Below are 24,970 nucleotides of genomic sequence, written 5' to 3' on the forward strand. Positions count from 1 at the left end.
GGGCGCGGTGCAGGGCGTCGAGCAGGTCCACCCGCGTGCCCGGCCGCAACCCGGGGTAGAGCGCGGCGGTCATGTGCAGGGCGGCGGCCAGCTCCCCGGCCTGGATGAAGCGGTTGGGCAGGGCCAGCCGCTGGCCCAGGGCCCGGGCCAGGGGCGCGCCCAGGCGGTCGTGCCCGTGGTGGCGGGGGTGGCTGTCCCGGGGGGTGGCGGTTTTGCCCAGGTCGTGGGTCAGTGCCATCCAGCAGGGCAGCTCGTCGCCCGCCAGGCGGTCCATGACCTGGGCGGTGTGCTCCAGGGCGCTTTCGTCGTGCCAGGGGGGCGGCCCGGCGGGAACGGCGCCGGCCGCGGACAGCTCGGCCAGCCAGGGCGCCAAGGCGTCGGCCCGGGCCAGCAGGCGCAGCAGCCGCCCCGGCGCCGGGCCGCGCAGGGCCTTGCGCACCTCGGCGCCCACGCGCTCGGGGGGCAGGGCGGCGAAGCCCGGCCCGGCGGCGGCCCGGCGCATGGCCGGCACCAGCTCCGGGTGGGCCTCGAAGTCGGGCAACTGCGCCAGGAAGCGCGCCGCGCGCAGCACGCGCAGGGGGTCGGCGTCCAGGGCGGCGGGCCCGGCGGGGCGCAGCAGGCGCGCGTCCAGGTCTTCCAGGGCTCCGGGCAGGCCCACGACCAGCTCGCGGACCCGGGCCGGGCCCGGTTCGGCCGGGTAGTCGGGCAGGGGCAGGGCCAGGGCGTTGACGGTGAAGTCGCGCGCCAGGAGGTCCGCCCCCAGGTCGGCCAGCAGGTCGCAGCCCTGGGCGCCGCCGCAGCAGGGCGCGCGCCCCGATTCGCGCGGGAAGGCGAACTCCACCCCGTCCACCAGGAAGACGGGGAACGTCTTGCCCACCTGGTACGCCTTGGGAAACCGGCGCTGGAATTGGGCCGTTGTCGCCCCGAGGACGAGATAGTCCCTGTCGTTCGGCTCGCGGCCAAGGAGCATGTCGCGGACTGCGCCGCCAACCAGACAGATGAGCATATCCGCCTGGATAGCAGGGTCGCGGACCTTTGCCAACCGCCCCGCCTGGCCCCGCGCGGCCGTCGCCTGTCGTGCCCGGCCGCACGGGCGCCGCCGCCCGTGGCCCCTTGCGCCGCCCCGTCCCGCCTGGCCCCGCCGCCCTTGCAGCCGTCGGCCCCGGGCGCCGCCTTTGCACCTGGCCGCGCGCGAGGGCGCGCCCGGCCAAGGCCGGGCGAAGGCTTGGGCCGGACCTTGCGCTATTGACCGCGCGCGAGGGCGCGCGTACAACCCGCCCATGCGCGCGCCAGCGGGAGTGAGCCTCCTCGGGCCGGGCCTGGACGGCCTGGCCGCCCCCCTGAGTCCCGATGATCTTTGCGCCGTCCACCCCCTGTGGGCGGCGGACGTTGGCGCATACGGCCCCTGGGCCCGCGACGGGCAGGGCCTGTACCGGGCCGCCGGGGCCCCGGACGGGCCCGCGCTGTGCGTGTGCGGCCCGTGCGCCTCGGCCCTGGACGTGGGCTGGGCCCTGGTCCGGGAGCAGGGGCTGCCCGAGTGGGGCGCCGTGCTGGCCACGGCCCAGAGCGCCGGGCGCGGGCAGCTGCGCCGGGCCTGGAGCAGCCGCCCGGGCGATCTGCTGGCCGCGTGGCGCTGGCCCCTGCCGCCCGGCCCCTGGGCGCCTTTGCTGCCGCTCCTGGCGGGGGCGGTGGTCTGCGAGGAACTGGCCGCCCGGGGGGTGCCCGCCCGCGTCAAATGGCCCAACGATCTGCTGGTGGCCGGGCGCAAGGTCGGCGGCATCCTGGTGGAAGAGCGCGGCGGGGCGGTCCTGGCGGGCCTGGGGCTGAACATCGGCGGCGCCCCGGCCGACGAAGAACTGCGCGATCCGTCCGTGCCCCGGGCCGGGCGCCTGGAGGCCGGAACGACGATCAAATCGGTGATCGGCCTGTGGCGGACCCTTGTGAACCGGGCCGAAAACTGGTACATCTCGCATGTTTCCGGCGGCAGTCCTGCACAATTTCTGGAAAGTCTCAGCCTCCGCCTGGCCTGGGTGGGCCGGGAGGTGAGGGTTTGCGGAGCGCAAGGTGAGTTCGTGGCCCGGTTGCTCGGCCTGGCCCCCGACGGGGGGCTCGTCATCGAGCGGGATGGCCGCAGGCTGACCCTGCACTCCGGGAGCGTCCTTCCGTCTTGATTCGCGGGGCGGGCCGGCATGCACGGATGGTTAGGATCATCAGCCCAAAGGGAGTGTGTGGAGTTGTCTGAGCAGCAGAGGCGTCCGAAGCCTTTCAAGGAAGTGCTGACGGAGCTTTCCGGCAAGAAGATCCTGGTTGCCAACCGCGGCATCCCCGGGCGGCGCATCGCCCGGACCATCCGCGAAATGGGCGGCGCCGTGGCCATCATGACCGCCACGGACGTGGACAAAACCTCCCCGGTGCTCTCCGGCGTGCAGGAGCTGATGCTCCTGGGAGACAACCCCCGGGCCTACCTGGACATCGACCGCATCATCAGCAAGGCCAAGGCCCGGGGCATCGTGGCCATCCACCCCGGCTGGGGCTTCGCCGCCGAGGACGAGTCCTTCCCCGAGAAGTGCAAGCGCGAGGGCATCCTCTTCCTGGGGCCCGAGGCCGAGGCCATGCGCCTTCTGGGCAACAAGGTCGAGGTGCGCCGCCTGGCCAAGTCCCTGGACGTGCCGGTGGTGCCCGGCTCCGAGGGCGCGGTGAGCATCCCCGAGGCCCGGCGCATCGCCGAGGAGATCGGCTACCCCATCATGCTCAAGGCCGAAGGCGGCGGCGGCGGCCGGGGCATCTACGAGGTCTTCCGGCCCGACCAGCTCGAAGACGCGTTCTCCAAGGCCTCGGCGATGGCCCAGGCATCCTTCGGCAACCCGCGCCTGTTCGTGGAGCGCCTGCTGACCAGCGTGCGGCACATCGAGATCCAGGTGGTGGCCGACCGCTTCGGCAACGCCTTCGCCTTCGACGAACGCGACTGCACCGTGCAGCGCAACCACCAGAAGCTCGTGGAGATCACGCCCTCGCCCTGGGCGGGCATGACCCCCGAGCTGCGCGAGCGGCTCAAGGAATACGCCATCCGGCTGGTCAAGGCCGTGAACTATTTCTCCCTGGCCACCGTGGAGTTCCTGGTGGACCAGAGCGGCACGCCGTACCTCATCGAGGTCAACACGCGCCTGCAGGTGGAGCACGGCATCACCGAGATCCGCTACGGCGTGGACCTCGTGGAGGAGCAGATCGCCGTGGCCTTCGGGGCCAAGCTGCGCCTGAACAAGCGCGACACCAAGCCCCTTAGCCACGCCATCCAGGTGCGCATCAACTGCGAGGACCCGCAGAAGAACTTCGCGCCCAACTCCGGGGTCATCACGCGCTACGTTTCCCCCGGCGGCCCCGGCATCCGCCTGGACTCCTGCATCACCGCCGGGTACGAGTTCCCCTCGCAGTACGACTCGGCGGCCTCCCTGCTGGTGGCCTACGGGTCCTCGTGGAAAAAGGCCCTGCGCGTCATGGACCGCGCCCTGCGCGAGTACCATATCGGCGGCGTGAAGACGACCATCCCCTTCCACCGCCAGATCGTGCATCACCAGGCCTTCCGCGACGCCGAGTTCGACACCAATTTCGTGTCCCGGCATCCGGAACTGATGGACTATGTGGACCGGGAGCACGAGGCCCTGCGCCTGTCGCGGCTGGTGGCCGAAATCTCGGCCAAGGGCTATAACCCCTATGTCCAGCTCGGCGAATACCGCGGCCGGTGCGACAAGCGCATGGGGCGGCTGGACGCGGTGCTGCCGCGCATCTATCCCAAGGCGTACAAGTATCCCTACCCGCGCGGCGACCGCCAGGCCACCCTGGACTATGTGCGCGACGCCGGGATCGTCCACTTCACCGACACCACCACCCGCGACATCACCCAGTCCAACAGCGGCAACCGCTTCCGCTGGGCCGAGGACAAGCTCGTCGCCCCGTACCTGGACAACTGCGGGTTCTTTTCCCTGGAGAACGGCGGCGGCGCCCACTTCCATGTGGCCATGCTGGCCAACATGACCTACCCGTTCACCGAGGCCGCCAACTGGAACGAGTTCGCCCCCAAGACCCTGAAGCAGATCCTCATCCGGTCCACCAACGTGCTGGGCTACAAGCCCCAGCCCTCGAACCTGATGCGCAAGACCGGCGAGATGATCGGCGAGCATTACGATGTCATCCGCTGTTTCGACTTCCTGAACCATGTCGAGAACATGCGGCCCTTCGCCGAGGTGGCCCTGGCCAGCCGCCGCAACATCTTCGAGCCGGCCATCTCCCTGTCCTGGGCCAAGGGCTTCACCGTCCAGCACTACCTGGACGTGACCGAGGCCATCGTGACCCTGGTGCGCCAGGTGGCCGGGGTCAGCGCCAAGAAGGCCCAGCGCCTGTTCATCCTCGGCCTGAAGGACATGGCCGGGGTCTGCCCGCCGCATTTCATGCGCGAGCTGGTGGGCGCCCTGCGCCGCAAGTACCCCGACCTCGTGCTGCACTACCACCGCCATTACACCGACGGGCTGTTCGTGCCCGCCGTGGCCGAGGCGGCCAAGGCCGGGGCGCACATCGTGGACACGGCCATCGGCGCCAGCGTGCGCTGGTACGGCCAGGGCGAGGTGCTCTCCACCGCGGCCTACATGGAGCAGGAGCTCGGGCTCAAGACCGGCCTGAACAAGGAGATGATCCGCACCTGCAACTTCGTGCTCAAGCAGATCATGCCCTATTACGACCGCTACACGGCGCCGTATTTCCAGGGCGTGGACTACGACGTGGTCGACCACGGCATGCCCGGCGGGGCGACCTCGTCCTCCCAGGAAGGGGCCATGAAGCAGGGCTACATCCACCTGCTGCCCTACATGCTCAAGTTCCTGGCCGGGACGCGCCAGATCGTGCGCTACCACGACGTGACCCCCGGCTCGCAGATCACCTGGAACACGGCCTTCCTGGCCGTCACCGGGGCCTACAAGCGCGGCGGCGAGCGCGCCGTGCGCGACCTGCTCGACGTTCTGGACTATGTGGTGTCCACCCCCGAGCGCGACATGTCCGACAACATGCGCCGCGAGCGGCTGAGCATCTATTGCGACGCCAACGACGCCTTCCGGGGCCTGCTGCTCGGCCAGTACGGCCGCCTGCCCCTGGGCTGGCCGCCGGACTGGGTCTACGAGAGCGCCTTTGGCCGCGACTACCGCAAGGCCCTGGCCTCGCGCACCGAGGGTTCGCCCCTGGGCACCCTGCACGAGACGGACATGGACGCCGAGTTGGAGGCCCTGCACGGGCACATCAAGCGCGAGCCCTCGGACGAGGAGTTCGTCATGTACCTGAACCACCCCGGCGACGCCCTGAAGACCATCCAGTTCCAGCAGAAGTTCGGCGACCCGAACAACCTGCCCCTGGACGTGTGGTTCGAGGGCCTGGAGCCCGGCACGGAGCTGACCTTCCAGGATTCCCGGCGCAAGCCGCATATGATGACCATCCTGGACATCTCCGAGCCCGACGAGCGCGGCATGAGCATCGTGCGCTATGTGCTCGACGCCGAGACCCTCTCGGAGCAGGTCAAGGTCGCCCAGGCCACGGGCGTTGCCAAGTCCACGGTGGAAATGGCCAACCCCGACGACCCGAACCAGGTGGGTTCGCCCTCTAACGGCGACCTCTGGATCATGTACGTTTCCCCCGGGGATGTGGTAAAGGCCGGGGAGGAGCTGTTCAACATCTCGATCATGAAGCAGGAAAAGGCCGTGCTCGCCCCGGTGGAGGGCGTGGTGCGGCGGGTGGTCAAGTCCGCCAACTACAAGGACGACAAGAAGATGGTCCCTGTGGTGGAAGGCGAGCTGCTGGTGGAGCTTGGGCCCATTCCAAGGACCTGCCCCACCTGCAGGAGCCACGTCATCGACGAGCGATTCAAGTTCTGCACCGAGTGCGGGCAGAAGCTGTAGCATAAGGCAAGCGCGCCGGGCGGCCCCAACCCTCCCGGCGCGCGCATCCGTGCGAAGCGCGACGGGCCGCGATCCGGAAACCGGCGGCCCCAACGAGCATTTCCGTACCATGCCGTAAGGAGGAGAGCATGGCCAAAGCCAAGAAAGCCGAGCAGGGGAAGAGCGGCGAGACCGCGGCCAACCTGGCCGCGACCCCCGGGGCCCAGCCCGGGACCCAGCCCGGCCCCCAGGCCGGAACCCTGGACGTTGCCGCCCTGCACAAGCAGATCGTGCTGACCGGGGCCGAAATCACGGCCATCGGCGAGGAGTCCGAGATCCTGGTCGGCGGGAAGAACTACAACACCGCCATCATCAGCCAGGTGCAGGGCATCCGCGCCCCGCAGTTCCGGGCCATATCCTCCATCGCCTTCCACAAGCTGCTCGACGAGACCAAGGTCAACGCCGCCCTGGTCCGCTCCACCGTGGACGCGGAGTACAACCGCGTGGACTGGAGCGACGAGGAAGTCAACAGAGACACGGACTTCCTGCAGAAGTTCGTGCGCAAGATCGCGCGCGTCGTCCGCGAGGGCGCCGCGGAGGGGCCGCTGGTGCGCCTGCGCACCTTCGTCAACAACGTGGTCGACGGTTTCGCCACCTCTCCCGAGGGCATCGACCAGTTGCGCAAGCGCTCGGTGCTCGTGCAGTCGGCCATCCTCTCCGTTGAGCTGCCGGCCGAGGTCGACCAGGCCGTGCGCGCCGCCTACCTGGGCATCTGCAAGGAGGCCGGGCTGGAAGATGTTCCTGTGGCCGTGCGCTCCTCCGCCGCCGGAGAAGACAGCCGCAAGAAGGCCTTCGCCGGGCTTCAGGACACCTACCTGAACATCGTTGGCGAGAACATGTGCGTCGAGGCCTACCACTGGGACTGCGCCTCGGCCTACAACCTGCGCTCCATGACCTACCGCCGCGAGGCCATCCTCGACGCCATCGCCCGCGCCGAGCGCACCGGCGACGACGAGTACGCCGCCCAGGCCAAGAAGGAATGGGCCATCGAGAACACCTCGCTGTCGGTGTGCATCATGCGCATGATCAACCCGGTGATCTCGGGCACGGCGTTCTCCGCCGACACCGCCACCGGCTGCCGCGGCACGGACAAGAAGGAGCTGGTCTCCATCGACGCCAGCTACGGCCTGGGCGAGGCCGTGGTCGGCGGCATGGTCACCCCCGACAAGTTCTACGTCTTCGAGCGCGAGGACGGCGCCGAGGTCGTCATCCGCTTCATGGGCTTCAAGGACAAGAAGATCGTCTACGACCCCGAGGGCGGCACCAAGGTCGTCAAGGTCGGCGAGCTGGAAGCCTATCAGTGGGCCCTGTCCCTGGCCCAGGCCGAGGAGGTCGCCCGCGGCGTGCGCGGCATCTCCAGGGCCTACGGCGGCATGATCATGGACACCGAGTTCTGCATCGACAGTTCCGACCGGCTCTGGTTCGTCCAGGCCCGGCCCGAAACGCGCTGGAACGAGGAGTTCGAACAGCACCCCAACACCATCTTCATGCGCCGCCTGGAGGTGGACCCCAAGGCCCTGGCCCGGGCCGAGGTGGTCATCGAGGGCAACGGCGCCTCGCGCGGGGCGGGGCAGGGCACGGTGCGCTTCCTGCGCTCGGCCCTGGAGCTGAACAAGATCAACAAGGGCGACGTGCTCGCCGCCGAGCGCACCGACCCGGACATGGTCCCCGGCATGCGCATCGCCTCGGCCATCCTGGCCGACGTGGGCGGCGACACCTCCCACGCGGCCATCACCTCGCGCGAGCTGGGCATCCCGGCGGTCATCGGCATCCAGCGCGCCGAGGTCCTGCGCAGCCTGGACGGCCAGGAAGTCACCGTGGACGGCTCGCGCGGCAAGGTCTATCGCGGCTGCCTGCCGCTCATGGAGGTCGGCGGCGAGATCGACACCGCCGCGCTGCCCGCCACGCGGACCAAGGTCGGCCTGATCCTGGCCGACGTGGGCCAGGCCCTGTTCCTCTCGCGCCTGCGCCAGGTGCCGGACTTCGAGGTCGGGCTGCTGCGCGCCGAGTTCATGCTCGGCAACATCGCCGTGCATCCCCTGGCCCTCGAAGCCTACGACAACCGCAAGCTGGAGGTGCTGGTCAACCGCAAGCTCCGCCAGCTCGACACCGAGCTGACCAAGATCCTGCGCGAGCAGCTGGCCACCGGCGTGCAGACCCTGGACCTCAAGCTGCGCGATTATGTGGGCGTGGTCAGCGGCCTGGGCCCGGAGATCGCCCGGCTGGCCGACCGCGAGGGCTCCCGCGGCGGCACCGAGGAGGTGCTGGCCATCCACCGCCGCCTGCGCGAGCTGGACAAGAAGCTCGATGTCCACCTGGAGCTGGCCACCCAGCGCATGGAGGTGCTCAAGACCTCCGAGGATCTGGAGGCCCATGTGGCCGTCATCATGGGCTACACCGAGCTGCTGGAGGCCCCGGGCAACGACCCCGAGGTCGACCGCCGCCGCCAGGACGCCCTGGAGGCCGTGCAGGCCCACTGCGCCAAGATTCAGGACGAGCCCATGGTCCAGGATGTGCTGGAGCGCATCGGCCGCCTGCGGGCCGAGGTCGCGCGGCAGGTGGGCCTGGAAAAGGAGATCGAGGACGTGCGCACCCTGCCCGGGAAGATCCGCGACCTGATCCGGTCGCGCGGCTTCCGCAACGGCAAGGAGCACTACGTCCAGACCCTGGCCCAGAGCCTGGCCCTGTTCGCCATGGCCTTCCACGGGCGCGACATCATCTACCGCACCACAGACTACAAATCCAACGAATACCGCAACCTGCTGGGTGGCAGCCTCTTCGAGGCATTCGAAGACAACCCCATGATCGGCTACCGCGGCGTGTCGCGCAATCTCCACGACTGGGAGATCGAGGCCTTCAAGCTGGCGCGCGGCGTGTTCGGCGGCAAGAACCTCCAGATGATGCTGCCCTTCGTGCGCACCCTGGAGGAGGCCCGCAGCATGAAGCGCTACCTGGAGCAGGTACACAAGCTGCGCAGCGGCAAGGACGGCCTGAAGCTCATCCTCATGAGCGAGATCCCGGCCAACGCCATCCTGGCCAAGCAGTTCCTCCAGGAGTTCGACGGCTTCTCCATCGGCTCCAACGACATGACCCAGATGGTGCTGGCCACCGACCGCGACAACGCCCGGCTCCAGCACATCTACGACGAGGAGGACCCGGCGGTGGTCTGGGCCATCCTGGTGACCATCTTCAGCGGGCAGAAGTACGGCAAGAAGGTCGGCTTCTGCGGCCAGGGCGTGTCCAACAGCGTGATCATCCGCGGGCTGGTGGCCATCGCGGGCATCGTCTCGGCCTCGGTGGTGCCCGACACCTACCACCAGACCAAGCTGGACATGGCCGCCGTGGAGGCGCTGAACATCCCCACCGCGCGCCTGGGCGCCTGGATCCGCGAGCAGCACCTCAACCGGCTGGTCAAGCTCATCGAGGAGCAGAAGTACGGGCATATCCTCAAGAAGTACAAGACTTCCGCCGACTTCATGGAGTGGTACGAGGGCGAGCTGGCGCGCTTCGCCGAGCAGCTGCGCGACAACCTCGACGCCGACAAGGAGGAGTTCTATCGCCAGGAGATGGGACGCTTCCGGGCCCTGTTCCACAAGCCGGTGATTTATGCCGACTGGGACTGGGAGTCCACGGTGTCCGACGCCCTGCACCAGGCCGGATTCAAGGACTTCGAGGAGCAGACCAAGGCCCTGGAGGCCCAGCGCCGGAAGAACCTGTAGCCGCAACCGCAGCAAAGCGCCGTGTCGAGCCCCCCTGCGGCCATGCCCGGGGGGGCTCGTTTCGTCCGGCGCCCACGGAGCCGCCATGCCCCGCCGCGATCCCCTGCGCCGTTGGCGCCGCCACGTCCCCGCCCTGGAGGCGGGCCTTGCCGAGCGCCTGCTGGAGCGCGTGGACGCCCTGCGCGCCGGGGGCGAGGTCTTCCCGCCCCGGGGGCGGGAGCTGCGCGCCCTGGAGCTGACCCCCTTTTCCGCCGTGCGCGTGGTCATCCTCGGGCAGGATCCGTACCACGGCCCCGGCCAGGCCCACGGGCTGGCCTTCTCCGTGCCCCGGGGCGTGGCACCGCCGCCGTCCCTGCGCAATATCTTCAAGGAAATCGGCGCGCCGGCGGGCATGAGCCCCGACCTGACCCCCTGGGCGGAGCAGGGCGTGCTGTTGCTCAACGCGGTGCTTACGGTGGCCGCCGGGCAGGCCGGGTCCCATGCCCGCCTGGGCTGGCAGGAGCTGACCGACGCCGTGGTCGCGGCCCTGGCCCGGGGCCGCGAGGGCCTGGTGTTCCTGCTGTGGGGCGCCCAGGCCCGGGCCAAGGCCGCCCTGGTGGACCCCGGGCGCCATCTGGTGCTGGAGGCGGCCCATCCCTCGCCCTTGTCGGCCCATCGCGGCTTTCTCGGCTGCGGGCATTTCGTCCGGGCCAACGCCTGGCTCGCCGCCCGGGGGCAGGCGCCCGTGGACTGGATTACCTCAACCTAAGGAGTTGTGTCCCATGCTTCCCTTCGTCGTTCGCCGCGTCCGCCCCGAGGACCTGGACGCCTGCCACAGGCTGGAACAGTGCTGCTTTCCCCCGGCCGAGGCCGCCTCGCGGGAGAAGGTCGCGGCGCGCATCGAGCGTTTTCCCGAGGCGTTTCTGGTGGCCGAGGCCGACGGGGTCGTCGTCGGGCAGGTCAGTTGCGGCGCGACGCACAAGGACGACATCACCGACGAGGCGTTCAAGGCCCTGATCGGCCATCATCCCGACGGGCGCAACCTGGTGGTCTTCACCCTGACCACGGACCCGGGCTGGCGCAAGCGGGGCGTGGCCTCGGCGCTCATGGCCCGGCTGCTGGCCGACGCGCGCGCCCGGGGGCGCGCGCGGGTACTGTTGCTGTGCAAGGACGACCTCAAGGGCTTCTACCAGGGCCTGGGCTTTGCCGACGGCGGACTTTCGGCCTCCACCCACGGCGGCACGACCTGGAGCGAGATGCGCCTGGACCTGGGCTGACCCCCGGGGGTGGGCGGCCCGCCGGGCGGGACATGAAGGCGCTCCGGGGCACAGGCCCCGGGGCGTTTTTCTTTTGGCCTTTCGCCGCCAGAGGCGCCCGTCCGGCGAAAGACATGGACTCGGCGCCCTGCCTGGGCACGCCGCCTTCCGGGGGCGGCGCGGTTTCCCGGCGGTGGCCGCCGCTGTGGCGCAAAGGAAAATCCGTCGGGGAGGTGGAAAAAAGTCCCGGGTTGTTCTACAATATCATGCAGTCAATAATTTCGATGTACTAACGGAAAACCGTGTCTGAGGGGGCGCGTGTGGGCATAGCTTCGCGGTTGACGCTTGTGGTGTTGGTTCTCTTCGGTTGCACCCTGGCCCTTGGCGGGGCCGCGTGGATGTCGTCGGCCGCCCAGGACGCCGACGGGCTGGTCATCAACCTGGCCGGGCGGCAGCGGATGCTCAGCCAGAAGGCGTCCAAGGAGGCCCTGTTCCTGCTGCACGCCCGGGCCGCGGGCCAGGATGCCGACGCCATCGCCAGGACCTTGGGCGCCAGCGTGGCGGTGTTCGACAGGACGCTGGAATCCCTGCGCCTGGGCGGTCCGGCGCCGTTGACCCTGGACCCCAAGGGCCCCGCGGCGAATCTGCCCCCGGCCTCGCCGGAAATCGCGGCCAAGCTCGTGGAAGTGGAGCGCATGTGGCATCCCTTCCGCGACATGCTCCGCGCGCTGGACCAGGGGGCCGACCCTGCGCGCATCGTCCGCGACGGCACGGCCGTGCTCACGGCGATGGACCAGGCCGTGGTCATGTTCCAGCAGGAATCGGAGGCCAAGGTCCACCGCCTGCTTTTGATCCAGGCCCTGGGCTGCGCCCTGGCCCTTGTGGTCGCCCTTGCGTCGGCCTGGTTCGTGCGCGCGTGTGTGGCGCTGCCCATCCGGCGGCTGACGGAGTTCGCCCGGTGCGTCGGCCGGGAGGGCAGCGCCGCCGCCTGCCGCAGCGGGCGCTACGCGGGGGAGCTCGGTCGGCTGCGCGACGCCCTGCTGGCGATGGTCGCCTCGCTGGAGGAATCGGTGCGGGAAGTGCGGGCGAAGGAGAGCCAGGCCGCCGAGAGCCTGGCCGAGACCGAAGCGGCCTCCCGCCGGGCCGAACAGGCCCTGCAGGAGGCCGAGCAGGGCCGGAGCCGGGGCCTGTACGACGCGGCGCTGGGCCTCAAGGAGCTGGTCGAGCGCATCGGCGTCGCCACCCGGCGGCTGAACGCCAGGATCGACGAAGTGGGCAAGGGCGCCGCCCTGCAAAAGGAGCTGACCATCGAGGCCGCCGCCGGCCTGCAGAGCATGGACGCGGCCAGCCGGGAGATTTCCGACAGCTCCGCCCTGGCCGACGGCGACGCGGGCGCCGCCAGGGAGACCGCCGAGCGCGGCACGTCCACGGTGGCCGAGGTGGTGGAGGCCATCCGGGCCGTGCAGGAGGGCACCGACCGCATGAAGGTCGGCATCGACACGCTGAACCACCGGGCCGCAGGCATCGCCCAGGTCCTGACCCTGATCACCGACATCGCCGACCAGACGAGTCTGCTGGCGCTGAACGCGGCCATCGAGGCCGCCCGGGCGGGCGACGCGGGCCGGGGGTTCGCCGTGGTGGCCGACGAGGTGCGCAAGCTGGCCGAGAAGACCATGACCGCCACCACGGACGTGGACGCGGCCGTGGCGGCCATCCAGGAGGGCATCCGCAACACCCTGGCGGATATGGACCAGGCCCTGGCGGCCGTGCAGCGCAGCACCGGGCTTACCGACGGCGCGGGGCGGGCCCTGCGGGAGATCGTGACCATCGTGGCCCAGACCTCGGCCCGGGTGCGGCCTTTCGTGGCCCTGACCGGGGAGCAGGCCCGGGCCGGGGAGCGCATGACCCGCAACATGGACCGCATCGCGGAAATCGCCTCCCAGTCCGTGCGCGGCACCGCCGACTGCATGGGCATCCTGGGCGCCCTGCTCGGCGCGACCAACGAACTCGAGGACATGGTCGCCCGGCTGTCCGGAAACCGGCTGGCCGTGGTCTACGACGAAGGGAGCCTGGCGGGCGCCGTGGCCCGCGAAGGGGAGTTCGTGACCTGGACCCCGGCCATGTCCGTGGGCGTGGCCAATATCGACGAGCAGCACCGGCACCTGGTGCGCATGATCAATCATCTCTACGCCGCCGTGCGCGGCGATTCGTCCGAGGCCGTGATCCGGGAGCTTTTCGACGGGCTCAAGAAGTATGTGCAGCTGCATTTCACCACCGAGGAGCGCCTGCTCAAGGGCATCGGCTACGACGAGTACGACGCCCATGTCGCCCGCCACCGCCAGCTGGCCGCCGAGGCCGCCGAGCTGGAGCGGCGCTGGCGCACGGCGGGCCCGGCGGTGGGCATGGAGGTTCTGGCCTTCCTCAAGGACTGGCTGGTCAACCACATCCAGAAGGTGGACAAGCGTTACAGCGCGGCCTTCGCCCGGGCGGGAATCTCCTAGGCCCGCGCCTCCGGCGGGCGGCCGTGGGGACCGCCGCCGGAGGCCCGCTTTGGGGCTCTGGGTCCGCACCTCCGGCGGGCGGCCGCCGTATCCGCGCCGGGCCTCCGGGGCCGCTCCCGGCGCGGGCGCTGTGTTGTCTCACCCGCTCCGCGCGGGGCTGGAGCGTTCCCGTGATCGTCCCGGCGATCCGGGCGTCTTCCGCGCGTGGGGCGTTCGTCCAGGGTGCCCGGCGTTTCCGGGCGCCTTCCGCGCGTGGGGGCCCGAGGCGCCTTCTCCGCCGTGAGCCGCGACGCGGCGCGGCCCTGGCGCGCGGATTCCCGGGGCCTGGGCCGGGGGACGAAAAAGCCCCGGGGCCGCGTTTTGTGCGGCTCCGGGGCTTCTTGTCGCGCGCGGGGGCGGCTATTGGCCCAGGCCCACGCGGTCGGCGACGTTGTTGCGGATCCAGTTGGGATCCCACCATTCGATGGGGTTCACGGCCACGCCCGAGATGTAGGCGCCGTAGTGCAGATGGTCGCCGCCGGCGAGGCCGGTGGTGCCGGTGCGGCCGATGATCTGGCCCCGGTCCACGGTCTGGCCGGTTTCCACGTCGATCTGCGAGAGGTGCGAGTAGATGGTCATGAGCCCCAGGCCGTGGTCGATCATCACGTTTTCGCCGAAGATGCCGTTGAAGCCCGCGCGCACCACGACTCCGGCGTTGGCCGCGGGCACCGGCGCGGCCTGGACCGAGGCCAGGTCGACCCCCAGGTGGGTCTGGTGGTCCACCACCTCGCCCTTGTAGAGGTAGGTGCGGGCGTCGGCGAAGCCCGCCCGGGGCGCGGCGTTGGGCAGGCGCAGGAAATCGCCGCGCCACAGGGGCTCGGGGGCGCTGCGCTGGCCCAGCTCCAGGATGGCGGCGTTGTCGCGTACGCGCATCTCGGTGTTGACCTTGAGGTATATCTCCAGGGGCGAGGTCAGCCCGGGGTAGTCGGCCTCGTACTGGGGCATCTTGGCCTCCAGGAAGCTGTCGGGGATGTTCAGCGTGTCCTGGCGGAAGGAGCGGTCGTTGACGTGGAAGGGGAAGGACTGTTCGCGCAGGTTGCCCGCCAGGTCTTCGCCCTCCAGGCGCGGGGCGAACTCGGCCGGGGTCATGTCGTAGGGGAAGGCGAACAGGCAGGCGTAGTCGCCGCCGGGCAGCCTGTAGCCGGGGAAGAAATGGGGGCCGACGCGCACGCCGGTGCGCGCCAGGTCCTCGTTGGCCGTGTAGGAGATGCAGCCCGCACCGCCCCGGTTCAGGTTGTGCTGGCCGGAAAGCACGGAGAGGTGCGGCTTTTTGGTGTCCAGGACGAAGGGGAAGACCGTTTCGCCCGCATTGCCCTTGCCCAGGCTGCGAAAGGACGCATCCACCGCCGAAACCACGATTTCGATGGGGCCGTCGGGCAGCTTGGCCTCGCCCAGGGTGAAGGGGATGCTGGCCGCGGGGGTCTTGTCGAACTCCTGCGAGGCGAGGACCACGGCCCCGGAGCCCGAACGCAGGGAGACGATGACGGTGCGCAGGCCCGAGGGGTCAGCGGCCTGGAGGGTGAAGGCGGTGCCCCGGCCCACGGTGCCCGAGCCGGGCTCGAGGGTCAGCGCCGGGGGCTGGCCGTCGGAGAAGTGGAGCAGGGCGACGCCGCCGGCCAGGGCGACCAGGACGACGATGAGCAGCAGGGAAAGCGTTTTCTTCATGATCTCTTGAAACCTCGGCTTGTGTGTTGTGCCCGCGCCGGTGTGGCGCCGGACCTTCCGCAGGGCAGCCTACCCGTTTCGCCGTTGGCTGCCAAGGGTGGCGGCAGGGGGGAACGGGGCTGGGGCTGGCGGGGGGCCGCTGTGCGCCAGGCAAGAGAAAGAGAATCATTGTCAATCAAAGCGGAAGAAGAATTGTGCAATGCAGCGTCACAGGTGATACCCATTGTAGTATTAGTGTTACCATTCGGCATAACAATGCACCAAACATGTAAACTACCGGGAATACGCCGAAAATCAGCCTGGAAAATCTGGTTTTCGGTTGACGCCTTCTTGAAATTGTGGTCAGAATCCATGCAAAATGAAGCCGACGCATGAAGATTCATAAACCCTCAACCAGGTTGGAAGAAAGGTTTGCCATGTTGGCGGGCACGTGCCCACCGATTGTTTGGTAACTATGGAGGTGTCTTATGAAATGTTCCATTGGAAGCGGTAAGAATGATGTGATGAAGTCTCTGGAAGAGAAAGGTGTCTCCCGCCGTGACTTCATGAAGTTCTGTGCCGCTGTGTCCGCCGCCATGGCTGCGGATGCGACGTTCACCCCTGCCAAGGTCGCCGAGGCCCTGACCTCCGGCAGCCGCCCCCCGGTCGTGTGGCTGCACTTCGCCGAGTGCACCGGCTGCACCGAGTCCGTGCTGCGCACCACCGAGCCCGACATGGCCACCGTGCTGTTCGACGTGATCTCGCTGGACTACCACGAGACCCTGATGCAGTGCGCCGGCGAGGCCATTGAAAAGGCCCTGCACGACACCATCCACAAGCATGAAGGCAAGTTCGTCCTGGTTCTCGAGGGTGGCATCCCCACCGCCCAGGGCGGCATCCACGGCAAGGTCGGCGGCAAGACCATGCTCTCCATCCTTGAGGAAGTGTATCCCAAGGCTGCCGCCACCATCTGCATCGGCACCTGCGCCGCCTACGGCGGCGTCCAGAAGGCCGCCCCGAACCCCACCGAGGCCAAGGGCTGCTCCGAGGCTCTCGGCGGCGCGACCATGGTCCAGGTTCCCGGCTGCCCGCCCAACCCCATCAGCTTCATCGGCACCGTGGTCTACTTCCTGACCAAGGGCATGCCCGAGCTGGACGACCTCGGCCGCCCGACCCTGTTCTACGGCGAGACGGTCCACGACAACTGCCCGCGTCTGCCGCACTTCGACGCCGGCGAGTTCGCCCCCTCCTTCGATTCCGAGGAGGCCAGGAAGGGCTACTGCCTCTACGACCTGGGCTGCAAGGGTCCGGACACCTACAACAACTGCCCCAAGGTGCTCTTCAACCAGGTCAGCTTCCCGATCCAGGCGGGTCACCCCTGCATCGGTTGCTCCGAGCCTGACTTCTGGGACGAGATGAGCCCGTTCTACCAGCCCCTGTAGGGCCGGACGGATTCATTTCCTCTCCTGAACAACGAGCAAGAACAAGAGCAACCTTTTAGGAGGATAATATGGCTGGTTGTAAAACGAGCAAAATGCCGGTGACTCCCGTCGGCAATTACAACGGCAAGGTCGTCATCGACCCGGTGAACCGCCTCGAAGGCCACCTGCGCATCGAGGTCGAAGTCGAGAACGGTCGCGTGAAGAACGCCTGGTCCAGCTCGCAGCTGTTCCGTGGCCTGGAGATCATCCTTCAGGGCCGCGACCCCCGCGACGCCAAGCACTTCACCCAGCGCGCCTGCGGCGTGTGCACGCACACCCACGCCCTGGCCTCCACCCGCTGCGTCGACAACGCCGTGGGCGTCCAGAAGAGCATCCCCGAGACGGGCCTGGTCCTGCGCAACCTGCTGCTGGGCGCGCAGTTCCTGCACGACCATGTGGTCCACTTCTACCACCTGCACGCCCTTGACTGGGTGGACGTGGTCAGCGCCCTGTCGGCCAGCCCCAAGAAGGCCGCCGAGATCACCAACACCGCCGGCCTGGGCCACCGCCAGCACACCGTCGAGGAGCTGCAGGCCACCCAGGACCGCATCAAGAAGTTCGTGGAGCAGGGCCAGCTGGGCATCTTCGCCAACGCCTACTTCCTCGAGCCCCACGCTTCCTACAAGCTGCCCGCCGAGCTGAACCTCATCGCCACGCACCACTATCTGGAGGCCCTGAAGATCCAGATCCTGCCCGCGCGGATGATGGCCATTATCGGCGGCAAGAACCCCCACACCCAGAGCCTCTACGAGGGCGGCATCACCTGCTACGACGCCCTCAAGCCCGAGAACATCGCCCAGTTCAAGGCGCTGTTCAAGCAGACCATGGAGTTCGTGAACAACACCTACATCCCGGACGTGCTGGCCGTCGCGCCGTACTACCTGGATTGGGGCGGCATCGGCCACACCACGCACTTCGCGGCCTGCGGCGAGTTCCCCATGGACGAGTCCGACCTGGCCTCCCGCTACCTGCCCGCCGGCGTGATCTTCAACAATGACCTCTCCGTGGTCCACGACTTCGACCCCGACAAGGTCATGGAGCACGTCGCGCACAGCTGGTACAAGGACGGCGCGCCCAAGCACCCCTGGCAGGGCGTTACCGACCCCATGTACACCTCGCTGGACGAGATGGAGACCGGCAACACCGGCAAGTACAGCTGGATGAAGGCCCCGCGCTACGACGGCAAGGCCACCGAGGTCGGCCCCCTGGCCCAGGTGCTCATCGCCTACGGCAAGGGTCATCCGCGCGTCAAGCCGGTGGTCGACCTGGTGCTCAAGCACCTTGGCGTCGGCCCCGCGGCCCTGTTCTCGACCCTGGGCCGCACCGCTGCCCGCTGCATCGAGACCAAGGTCATCGGTGACGAGATGGTCGCCTGGATCGAGAAGCTGGAGGCCAACGTGGCCGCTGGCAAGACCGACATCGTCGCGCCCTTCAAGATGCCCGACAGCGCCTTCGGCGTGGGCTTCGTGAACGCCCCCCGCGGCTTCCTGTCGCACTGGATCGAGATCGAAGGCGGCAAGATCAAGAACTTCCAGCTGGTCGTCCCGACCACCTGGAACCTTGGTCCGCGCTCGGACGACGGCACCCTCTCCCCGGTGGAGGAGGCCCTGATCGGCACCCCGGTGTTCGATCCCAAGCGCCCGGTGGAAGTGCTGCGCACCATCCACTCCTACGATCCCTGCATCGCCTGCGGCGTGCACATCATCGACCCCAAGACCAACGAAACCTACAAGTTCAAGGTCTGCTAGGGTAGACAGAACCGGAATCCAGGTTATACAAAGGGACCCGGCCCCAATGGGTCGGGTCCCTTTCCTTTGCGAGGAGGCCCAGTGGCTGACGAGAAGAAAAGCATCCTGGTGCTCGGAGTCGGAAACATCCTTTTGCGCGACGAGGGCGTCGGCGTGCGGGTGGTGGAGCGCCTGGGGCGCGAGTTCGCGTTCTCCGACAACGTGCGGCTCATGGACGGCGGCGTGCGCGGCATGATCCTCATGGACCCGATCATCGAGTCCGATCATGTGGTCATCATCGACGCCGTGGTCAACGACCACCCCCCGGGCACGATCTACCGCCTGGACGGCGACGATCTGCGCCTTTCCGTGGCCTTCAAGAACTCCGTGCACGACATGGATCTTCTGGAGACCATGTGCTGCTGCGAGTTGATCTCCGGCAAGCGGCCCAGCGCCGTCATCGTCGGCATCGAGCCCAAGGACTACCAGTCCGACCCGCTGGTGGAGTTGAGCCCGGAGATCGAGGCCAAGATTCCCCGGCTCATGGAACTGGCCCTGGAGGAGATCCGGGCCGTCGGGGGCGATTTCGCCCCCAGAAGCGACAACTAGACCAGGAGGGAGCGCCTATGTGCCTGGCCACGCCATGCAAGGTCGTCGAATACATTGACGAGGACATCGCCCGGGTTCAGGTCGGCGACAGCGAGACGTTCATCAAGTGCGCCTGCATGCTGCTGCCCGAAAAGCCCGAGCTGGGCCAGTACGTCCTGGTCCACGCCGGGTTCGCCATCAACGTCGTGGAAGAGGAGGAGGCCCGCAAGACCCTGGACCTGCTCCGCGAGATGTCCGAACTGACGGGGGTCAAGCCCGTGGGCAACACGGCCTTCGATCTGTCCGAATAGGTCCCCGGTTGCGGCTTTGCCGCTTGCGTTTTTTTGCGCAACAAGGTGCCCCGGCGGCGAGAGCTGTCGGGGCACCTTGTTTTCCGGCCGGTTGCGTGTCGCGCCAGCGTCGCGCGGCGCGAAAAAGAGTCGGGCAATGCCTGGCGCGATAGCCTGGCCAGGGGCGGGTTTGCCGGAAAAACGGACTTCGCGCAGACGCTTTTTTCTTGAAAATCGCGCAAAAACGGGCAGGGCGAGGATTTGGGCACATCCGATGCAACAAGGAGGGCATCGACACGGCAATTGCAGCCAAGGAGGAAGATCATGGCTCTTACCGTCACTGTTCACGGACGCTCCTGCGACCTGGCCCTGCACCCGGTTTCCGCGAAGACCGCGAGCATGATCCGCCGCCTGGGTACGGGGGTGTACCGTGAAAAGCCCCTGCGCTGGTGGCGCAAGGGCAATACCGCCACCTGGGGCATGAAGATCGACGACGAGTGCAACGTGCGGGTGGAACTGGACGGCCGTCATGTGCCGTTCGACGAATCGCGCATCGTTGCCGATCCGCTGCGCCTGCGCAGGCGCATGTTCCTGGACAGCAAGGCCCGCTATCTCTGCGTGCTCGGCTACGACAACGAAATCTGCAAGTTCCAATGGATATGGGACAACGTGACCGAGTTCGACCCGGAGAAGTTCAACTTCATGGTCCACAAGTGGGACCGCATCATGGGCGTGCGCGACTACTACATCCTGGACGAGATCCGCTACGGCGGCGCGTTCGCCGACCGGCACGACTGGTGTGAGGCCAGCGGCTTCACCCTGGTGGCCCCCAAGCTCATCGACCTGGAGGCGGTTCGCGCCCAGTATGCCGGAACCGGCCTGGACCCCGTGGACGTGGACCTCGACGCCAAGCTGCCCGCCCCGCCCGAGGAAACCCCGGCCTGAGGCATTTCGGGCCGTAACCATAGAACGGGGCCTCCCGCCAAGGGCAGGCCCCGTTCCGTTTGTTCGGCGGGTGCGGGTCTACAGGTCGGCCAGGTCGCCCTCCAGGGCCTCCATGAGCCGGATGGTCAGCTTGAGGAAGTCGGCCTCGGTGATGATGCCCCGCAGTATGCCGTCCTCCACCACGGGCAGGCAGCCGTACTTGTGGTTGAGCAGGATGTCGGCGGCGTCGCGCAGCATCATCCCCGGCGGGACGATGGTCACGTCGTGGCGCATGACCTCCAGGACCGGGATGCCCGCGTCGATCTCGTCGCGGGTGCGCTTGTCGACCTCGGCGAACTGCGAGAGGGTGGCGGCAAGGATGTCGCGGTGGGTGAGCAGGCCCAGGAATTCCATGTCCTTGCCCACGATGGGGATGTGCCGGATGCGCGCCAGCGACATCATGGACCTCGCGGTCTTGAGCGTGTCTGTCGCGCGCAGGGTGAACACGTCCCCGGTCATCAGGTCGGCCACTGTGAGCATGGGCATACTCCTTTATTGGCTTGCATAATCCCGCATCGCCCGGGGCCTGTCAAGGGCCGGACCGGCGCGCCGCGCGGCACGGGCGTTGACTTGCGCCCCGAAATCTGGTGGGAAACGCCTTGCGCGGCGCCGGGGCGCGGCGTATGGATTGCGCCGGAAAGGGGAGTGACGATGCGAGTTGACATGCGCCGCAGCCGGGAACGCATGGTCCGGGAGCAGATCGAGGCCAGGGGCGTGCGCGATCCGCGCGTCCTGGCGGCCATGCGCAGGGTGCCCCGGCACCTGTTCGTGGACGAGGCCCTGCACGGCCAGGCTTACGCCGACCATCCCGTGCCCATCGGCTTCGGCCAGACCATTTCCCAGCCCTACATCGTCGCCCTGATGACCTGGTACCTGGAGCTGGAGCCGGGCATGAGCGTGCTGGAGATCGGCACCGGCTCGGGCTACCAGGCCGCCGTGCTGGCCGAGGCCGGGGCCCGGGTCTGGACCGTGGAGCGCATTCCCGAACTGCACGCGGCCGCCCGCGACCGGCTGGCCCGCCTGGGGCATTCCGGGGTGCGCTGCAAGCTCGACGACGGCACCCTGGGCTGGCCCGAGGCCGGCCCCTTCGACCGCATCCTGGTCACGGCGGGTGGCCCCGACGTGCCCCTGCCGCTGCTGGACCAGCTGGCCGACCCCGGCATCCTGCTCATCCCCGTGGGCGCCTCGCGCCGCGACCAGCGCCTGGTCATGGTCCGCCGCCAGGACGGCCGGACGCTGCGCGAGGACAAGGGCGGGGTGCTTTTCGTCGACCTGGTGGGCCGCCACGGCTGGTAGCCGGGCGACGCCCCCACGGAAAGAAGTATGACCTTCAGGCAAGCGTGGCTGCGCGGCCCCGGACCGACGACCCTGCCCCAGGCCCTGCTGCTGGCGGCCAAGGGGTTCTGCATGGGCGTGGCCGATATCATTCCCGGCGTCTCGGGCGGCACCATCGCCTTCATCACCGGCATCTATGCGGACCTGCTGGCGGCCATCCGCTCGGTCAACGCGCGCTGCCTCGCGTCGCTGGTCCGCCTGCGGCCCCTCGACGCCCTGGGCGAGGTGCATCTGCGCTTCCTGGCGCCGCTGCTCCTTGGCCTGGGCGCGGCCCTGGTGGGCATGGCCGGGCTGATGCACCACCTGCTGACCACCCATCCCGTGCAGATCTGGGCGCTGTTCCTGGGGCTCATCGCGGCCTCGGTCCTGGTGGTGGGCCGCGAGGTGGGCCGCTGGGACGCCCGGACCCTTGGGGCCCTGGCCCTGGGCGCCGTGGCCGCCTGGATCATCACGGGGCTCATTCCCGTGAGTACGCCCGAGGCGCCGTGGTTCCTGTTCCTGTGCGGCGTCGTGGCCATCTGCGCCATGATCCTGCCGGGCATCAGCGGTTCCTTCCTGCTGCTCATCCTGGGCAAGTACGAATATGTCACCGCCGCGTTGCGCAATCCCCTGGAGCCGGGCAACCTGCTGGTCCTGCTGGTCTTCGGCTGCGGCTGCGCGGTGGGCATCGCCGGGTTCTCGCGGCTTTTGTCCTGGCTCCTGGCGCGCTGGCACGCGCCCGTGGTGGCGCTGCTCACGGGCTTCATGGCCGGTGCGGCGCGCAAGGTCTGGCCCTGGAAGGAACCCCTGGAGACGGTGGTGGTCCGGGGCGATGTCCATGTGCTGCGCGAGGCATTGGTCCTGCCGCGCGGCCTGGACGCGGCGACGTTCTGGGCCCTGGGGCTCATGGCCGCCGGGTTCGCGGCGGTGCTGCTGCTGGACGCGGCGGCCGCGCGGGCGCGGGGGAAATGATTTTCGGCCCCCCGGCTTGCAGACAGGGGCCGGGGGCGTGTGCTAGACAGGGACAGGCGGACGGCGGGCCCGCGCGCGTCGCCCGTCCATACACAAGTCAACCACGACGAGGAGAAGATATGGGTTCCTGCGGTTCCTGCTCTTCGGCGTCCTCGTGTTCGTCGGCCCAGAAGGGCGGCGGGTGCGACGACCCCAAGGAGACAAAGCTCAAGGTCCAGGATCAGGTCATCAGCAGCACGCTGTCGCGCATCCGCTACAAGCTGTTCATCATGAGCGGCAAGGGCGGGGTGGGCAAGAGCTCCATCACCGTGAACACGGCGGCGGCCCTGGCCCGGCTGGGCTACAAGGTCGGCATCATGGACGTGGACATCCACGGCCCCAGCGTGCCGCGCCTGCTGGGGCTTACCGGCGGCGGCCTGGAGACGGGCCGGGGCAACCTGCTCGTGCCCCGCCGCTACGACGACAACCTGGCGGCGGTGTCCATGGATTCCCTGCTCAAGGACCCCGACCAGGCCGTGCTCTGGCGCGGGCCCATGAAGACCTCGGCCATCCGCCAGTTCGTGTCCGACGTGGACTGGGGCGAGCTGGACTTCCTGGTCATTGACTCGCCCCCCGGAACGGGCGATGAACACATGACCGTGCTCAAGACCATCCCCGACGCGCTGTGCGTCGTGATCACCACGCCCCAGGAGCTGTCCCTGGCCGACGTGCGCAAGGCCATCAACTTCCTGCAATACGCCAAGGCCAACATCCTGGGCGTGGTGGAGAACATGAGCGGCCTGGTCTGCCCGCACTGCGCGCAGGAAATCGCGCTGTTCAAGAAGGGCGGGGGCCGCGAGCTGGCCGAGAAGTACGGGCTGCCGCTGCTGGGCGAGATTCCTCTGGACCCGGCCACCGTGGTCGCCAGCGACCTGGGCACGCCCGTGGTTTACCTGGAGGGGCCGTCCCCGGCCAAGGACGCCCTGCTGGCCCTGGCCAGAACCATCGCCACGGCCGCCCAGGACAGCCTGGAAGCCGTGGCCTCGGCCCACGTCTAGGGACCGCGGCCGCCGGGAAGCCGGCCGGCCCGTGGAGGAGACCATGCCCCGCAAGGCCGCCTTCATCGCCCCGTTGGCGCTGGGTGCCGCGCTGCTCTGCGCGGCGCCCGGCGCCGATGGCGCGGGCATGTACTTCTACAAGGACGGCGCGGGCAGCTTCCACTTCACCAACCGGCCGACCAGCACCACCTATCGGGTTTTCGCGGTGTTCAAGAACTTTCCCGACGCCCGCAAATCCGATATCCTGCGCGTGGTGCGCTCCAAGGCCGACGCCTACGGGCTGGACCACCGCCTCGTGCAGGCCGTGATCCAGGTGGAGTCCAATTTCCAGCCCGGGGCCGTGTCCGACAAGGGCGCCCAGGGGCTCATGCAGATCATGCCCTCCACCGGGGCGGACCTCGGCCTGGCCGACCCCCACGACGTGGAGGGCAACATCGAGGCCGGGGTGCGCTACCTGCGGATGCAGATGGACCGCTTCGGCAGCCCGGACCTGGCCCTGGCGGCCTATAACGCCGGGCCCGGGCAGGTGGAGCGCTACGGGGGCGTCCCGCCCTTTCGCGAAACCCAGGACTATGTGCGCAAAGTCCTTTCGTTGTACAAGAAACTCAAAGGCGGTTCGTGACCATGCTCAAGCGACTGAACCTGGCCAACAAGCTGACCCTGGGGCGCATCCTCGCCGTGCCCGGCCTGGTCATTCTCCTGTCCTTCCCCAACCGCGTGACCTGCCTGCTGGCCATGCTGCTGTTCATCGCCGCCTCGCTGACCGACCTCGCCGACGGCTACGTCGCCCGGCGCTACGGGCAGGTCACGGCCTTCGGCAAGTTCCTGGATCCCCTGGCGGACAAGATCCTCGTGGGCTCTGCGCTGATCATGCTCTCGGCCCTGGCCTGGGTTCCGGCCTGGGTGGTGGTGGTCATCCTGGCCCGCGAGATCACCGTCACGGGGCTGCGGAGCATCGCCGTGGAGCAGGGCGTGGTCATCGCCGCGGACCGCTACGGCAAGATGAAGACCGTGATGCAGATTCTGGCCGTGTGCCCGCTGCTGCTGCACTACCCCTGGTGGGGCTTCGACCCGCAGCCCCTGGGACTGGTGTTCCTGTATTTGGCCCTGGCGCTGACGGTTTTCTCCGGGGGCAATTACTTGTACACTTTTTACAGGAATTGGGTATATACAGCCGAAAAGGAAGCATAAGGCGGACCGGCGCCACGCGCTGGGCCGTCTTCCCGTGAATTCAACCTGACCGGGGGGAGCCATGGCCCAGATAGACGCGTTCTTCAAGATGGTCCACGACATGGGTGCGTCGGACCTGCACCTGTCCTCGGGCAACCAGCCCATCATCCGCCTGCACGGCGACCTGGAGCGGGTCAAGTACAAGGTTCTGGAGCACGACGAACTCAAGCGCCTGCTTTACGAAATCACGCCCGAAACCAAGATCAAGGAGTTCGAGGAGGCCGGCGACATCGA

Annotated in this window: 19 protein-coding genes and 1 pseudogene; 17 read left to right on the forward strand and 3 right to left on the reverse strand. The window is 68.6% G+C overall.

Annotated elements, in window-relative coordinates; all coding sequences use genetic code 11:
• Positions 1 to 1,006, reverse strand: a 1,006-nt coding sequence (locus M0P34_RS02000) for a tRNA nucleotidyltransferase (RefSeq protein WP_291495811.1), incomplete at its 3' end; no start/stop codon positions are given.
• 292 nt (positions 1,007 to 1,298) lie between these two features.
• On the opposite strand from M0P34_RS02000, the gene M0P34_RS02005 reads away from it, so the two are divergent.
• The 6 genes from M0P34_RS02005 (at position 1,299) to M0P34_RS02030 (ending at position 13,430) form a co-directional block, all read left to right on the forward strand.
• Entirely contained in the window at positions 1,299 to 2,171 is an 873-nt protein-coding gene (locus M0P34_RS02005) for a biotin--[acetyl-CoA-carboxylase] ligase (protein ID WP_291495813.1), read from the forward strand.
• 63 nt (positions 2,172 to 2,234) lie between these two features.
• The gene (locus tag M0P34_RS02010) at positions 2,235 to 5,936 is read left to right on the forward strand and encodes a pyruvate carboxylase (RefSeq protein ID WP_291495815.1); all 3,702 of its coding nucleotides are present in this window, start codon (positions 2,235 to 2,237) and stop codon (positions 5,934 to 5,936) included.
• 128 nt (positions 5,937 to 6,064) lie between these two features.
• Positions 6,065 to 9,694 (forward strand): PEP/pyruvate-binding domain-containing protein, encoded by a 3,630-nt coding sequence (locus M0P34_RS02015; protein ID WP_291495817.1) that lies wholly within the window; start codon positions 6,065 to 6,067, stop codon positions 9,692 to 9,694.
• Positions 9,695 to 9,779: 85 nt separating this feature from the next.
• A complete protein-coding gene (gene ung / locus M0P34_RS02020) occupies positions 9,780 to 10,442 on the forward strand; it encodes a uracil-DNA glycosylase (protein ID WP_291495819.1) in 663 nt (220 codons plus the stop codon).
• Between the two features lie 13 nt (positions 10,443 to 10,455).
• Complete coding sequence (locus M0P34_RS02025) at positions 10,456 to 10,950, forward strand: N-acetyltransferase (RefSeq protein ID WP_291495821.1); 495 nt, start codon at positions 10,456 to 10,458, stop codon at positions 10,948 to 10,950.
• A 299-nt stretch (positions 10,951 to 11,249) separates the two neighbouring features.
• Positions 11,250 to 13,430, forward strand: a complete 2,181-nt coding sequence (locus M0P34_RS02030) for a bacteriohemerythrin (protein WP_291495823.1) — start codon at positions 11,250 to 11,252, stop codon at positions 13,428 to 13,430.
• A 399-nt stretch (positions 13,431 to 13,829) separates the two neighbouring features.
• On the opposite strand, the gene M0P34_RS02035 is transcribed toward M0P34_RS02030, so the two are convergent.
• Positions 13,830 to 15,134: a M23 family metallopeptidase gene (locus M0P34_RS02035; protein WP_291495825.1), complete on the reverse strand. Its 1,305-nt coding sequence runs from the start codon at positions 15,132 to 15,134 to the stop codon at positions 13,830 to 13,832.
• 467 nt (positions 15,135 to 15,601) lie between these two features.
• Here M0P34_RS02035 and M0P34_RS02040 point away from each other — a divergent pair, with 467 nt between their 5' ends.
• The 5 genes from M0P34_RS02040 (at position 15,602) to M0P34_RS02060 (ending at position 20,144) form a co-directional block, all read left to right on the forward strand.
• Positions 15,602 to 16,555, forward strand: a complete 954-nt coding sequence (locus tag M0P34_RS02040; protein WP_291495827.1) for a hydrogenase small subunit — start codon at positions 15,602 to 15,604, stop codon at positions 16,553 to 16,555.
• Positions 16,556 to 16,623: 68 nt separating this feature from the next.
• On the forward strand, positions 16,624 to 18,342 hold the full coding sequence (locus M0P34_RS02045) for a nickel-dependent hydrogenase large subunit (RefSeq protein ID WP_291495829.1): 1,719 nt from the start codon (positions 16,624 to 16,626) through the stop codon (positions 18,340 to 18,342).
• Between the two features lie 81 nt (positions 18,343 to 18,423).
• The gene (locus M0P34_RS02050) at positions 18,424 to 18,930 is read left to right on the forward strand and encodes a HyaD/HybD family hydrogenase maturation endopeptidase (RefSeq protein ID WP_291495832.1); all 507 of its coding nucleotides are present in this window, start codon (positions 18,424 to 18,426) and stop codon (positions 18,928 to 18,930) included.
• Positions 18,931 to 18,947: 17 nt separating this feature from the next.
• On the forward strand, positions 18,948 to 19,220 hold the full coding sequence (gene hypC, locus M0P34_RS02055) for a HypC/HybG/HupF family hydrogenase formation chaperone (RefSeq protein WP_291495834.1): 273 nt from the start codon (positions 18,948 to 18,950) through the stop codon (positions 19,218 to 19,220).
• A gap of 303 nt (positions 19,221 to 19,523) precedes the next feature.
• Positions 19,524 to 20,144 (forward strand): hypothetical protein, encoded by a 621-nt coding sequence (locus M0P34_RS02060; protein WP_291495836.1) that lies wholly within the window; start codon positions 19,524 to 19,526, stop codon positions 20,142 to 20,144.
• A gap of 78 nt (positions 20,145 to 20,222) precedes the next feature.
• Here the strand turns inward: M0P34_RS02060 and M0P34_RS02065 are convergent, their stop codons facing one another.
• On the reverse strand, positions 20,223 to 20,663 hold the full coding sequence (locus M0P34_RS02065) for a CBS domain-containing protein (RefSeq protein ID WP_291495838.1): 441 nt from the start codon (positions 20,661 to 20,663) through the stop codon (positions 20,223 to 20,225).
• Between the two features lie 171 nt (positions 20,664 to 20,834).
• On the opposite strand from M0P34_RS02065, the gene M0P34_RS02070 reads away from it, so the two are divergent.
• From M0P34_RS02070 to M0P34_RS02095, 6 genes and pseudogenes are all read left to right on the forward strand, one after another.
• Positions 20,835 to 21,479, forward strand: coding sequence for a protein-L-isoaspartate(D-aspartate) O-methyltransferase (locus M0P34_RS02070; protein WP_291495847.1), 645 nt, complete (start codon positions 20,835 to 20,837; stop codon positions 21,477 to 21,479).
• Between the two features lie 27 nt (positions 21,480 to 21,506).
• On the forward strand, positions 21,507 to 22,469 hold the full coding sequence (locus tag M0P34_RS02075) for a DUF368 domain-containing protein (protein ID WP_291495839.1): 963 nt from the start codon (positions 21,507 to 21,509) through the stop codon (positions 22,467 to 22,469).
• 119 nt (positions 22,470 to 22,588) lie between these two features.
• Positions 22,589 to 23,506, forward strand: coding sequence for an Mrp/NBP35 family ATP-binding protein (locus M0P34_RS02080; RefSeq protein WP_291495841.1), 918 nt, complete (start codon positions 22,589 to 22,591; stop codon positions 23,504 to 23,506).
• Positions 23,507 to 23,549: 43 nt separating this feature from the next.
• Positions 23,550 to 24,128 carry a lytic transglycosylase domain-containing protein gene (locus M0P34_RS02085; protein WP_291495843.1) on the forward strand — a complete coding sequence of 193 codons (579 nt, stop codon included), beginning with the start codon at positions 23,550 to 23,552 and terminating at the stop codon, positions 24,126 to 24,128.
• A 2-nt stretch (positions 24,129 to 24,130) separates the two neighbouring features.
• Positions 24,131 to 24,697 carry a CDP-diacylglycerol--glycerol-3-phosphate 3-phosphatidyltransferase gene (gene pgsA / locus M0P34_RS02090; protein WP_291495845.1) on the forward strand — a complete coding sequence of 189 codons (567 nt, stop codon included), beginning with the start codon at positions 24,131 to 24,133 and terminating at the stop codon, positions 24,695 to 24,697.
• Between the two features lie 61 nt (positions 24,698 to 24,758).
• A pseudogene (locus M0P34_RS02095) lies at positions 24,759 to 24,970 on the forward strand (type IV pili twitching motility protein PilT); the annotation flags it as partial.

Source organism: Desulfocurvus sp. (genome assembly GCF_023230885.1).
Classification (GTDB): domain Bacteria; phylum Desulfobacterota; class Desulfovibrionia; order Desulfovibrionales; family Desulfovibrionaceae; genus Desulfocurvus.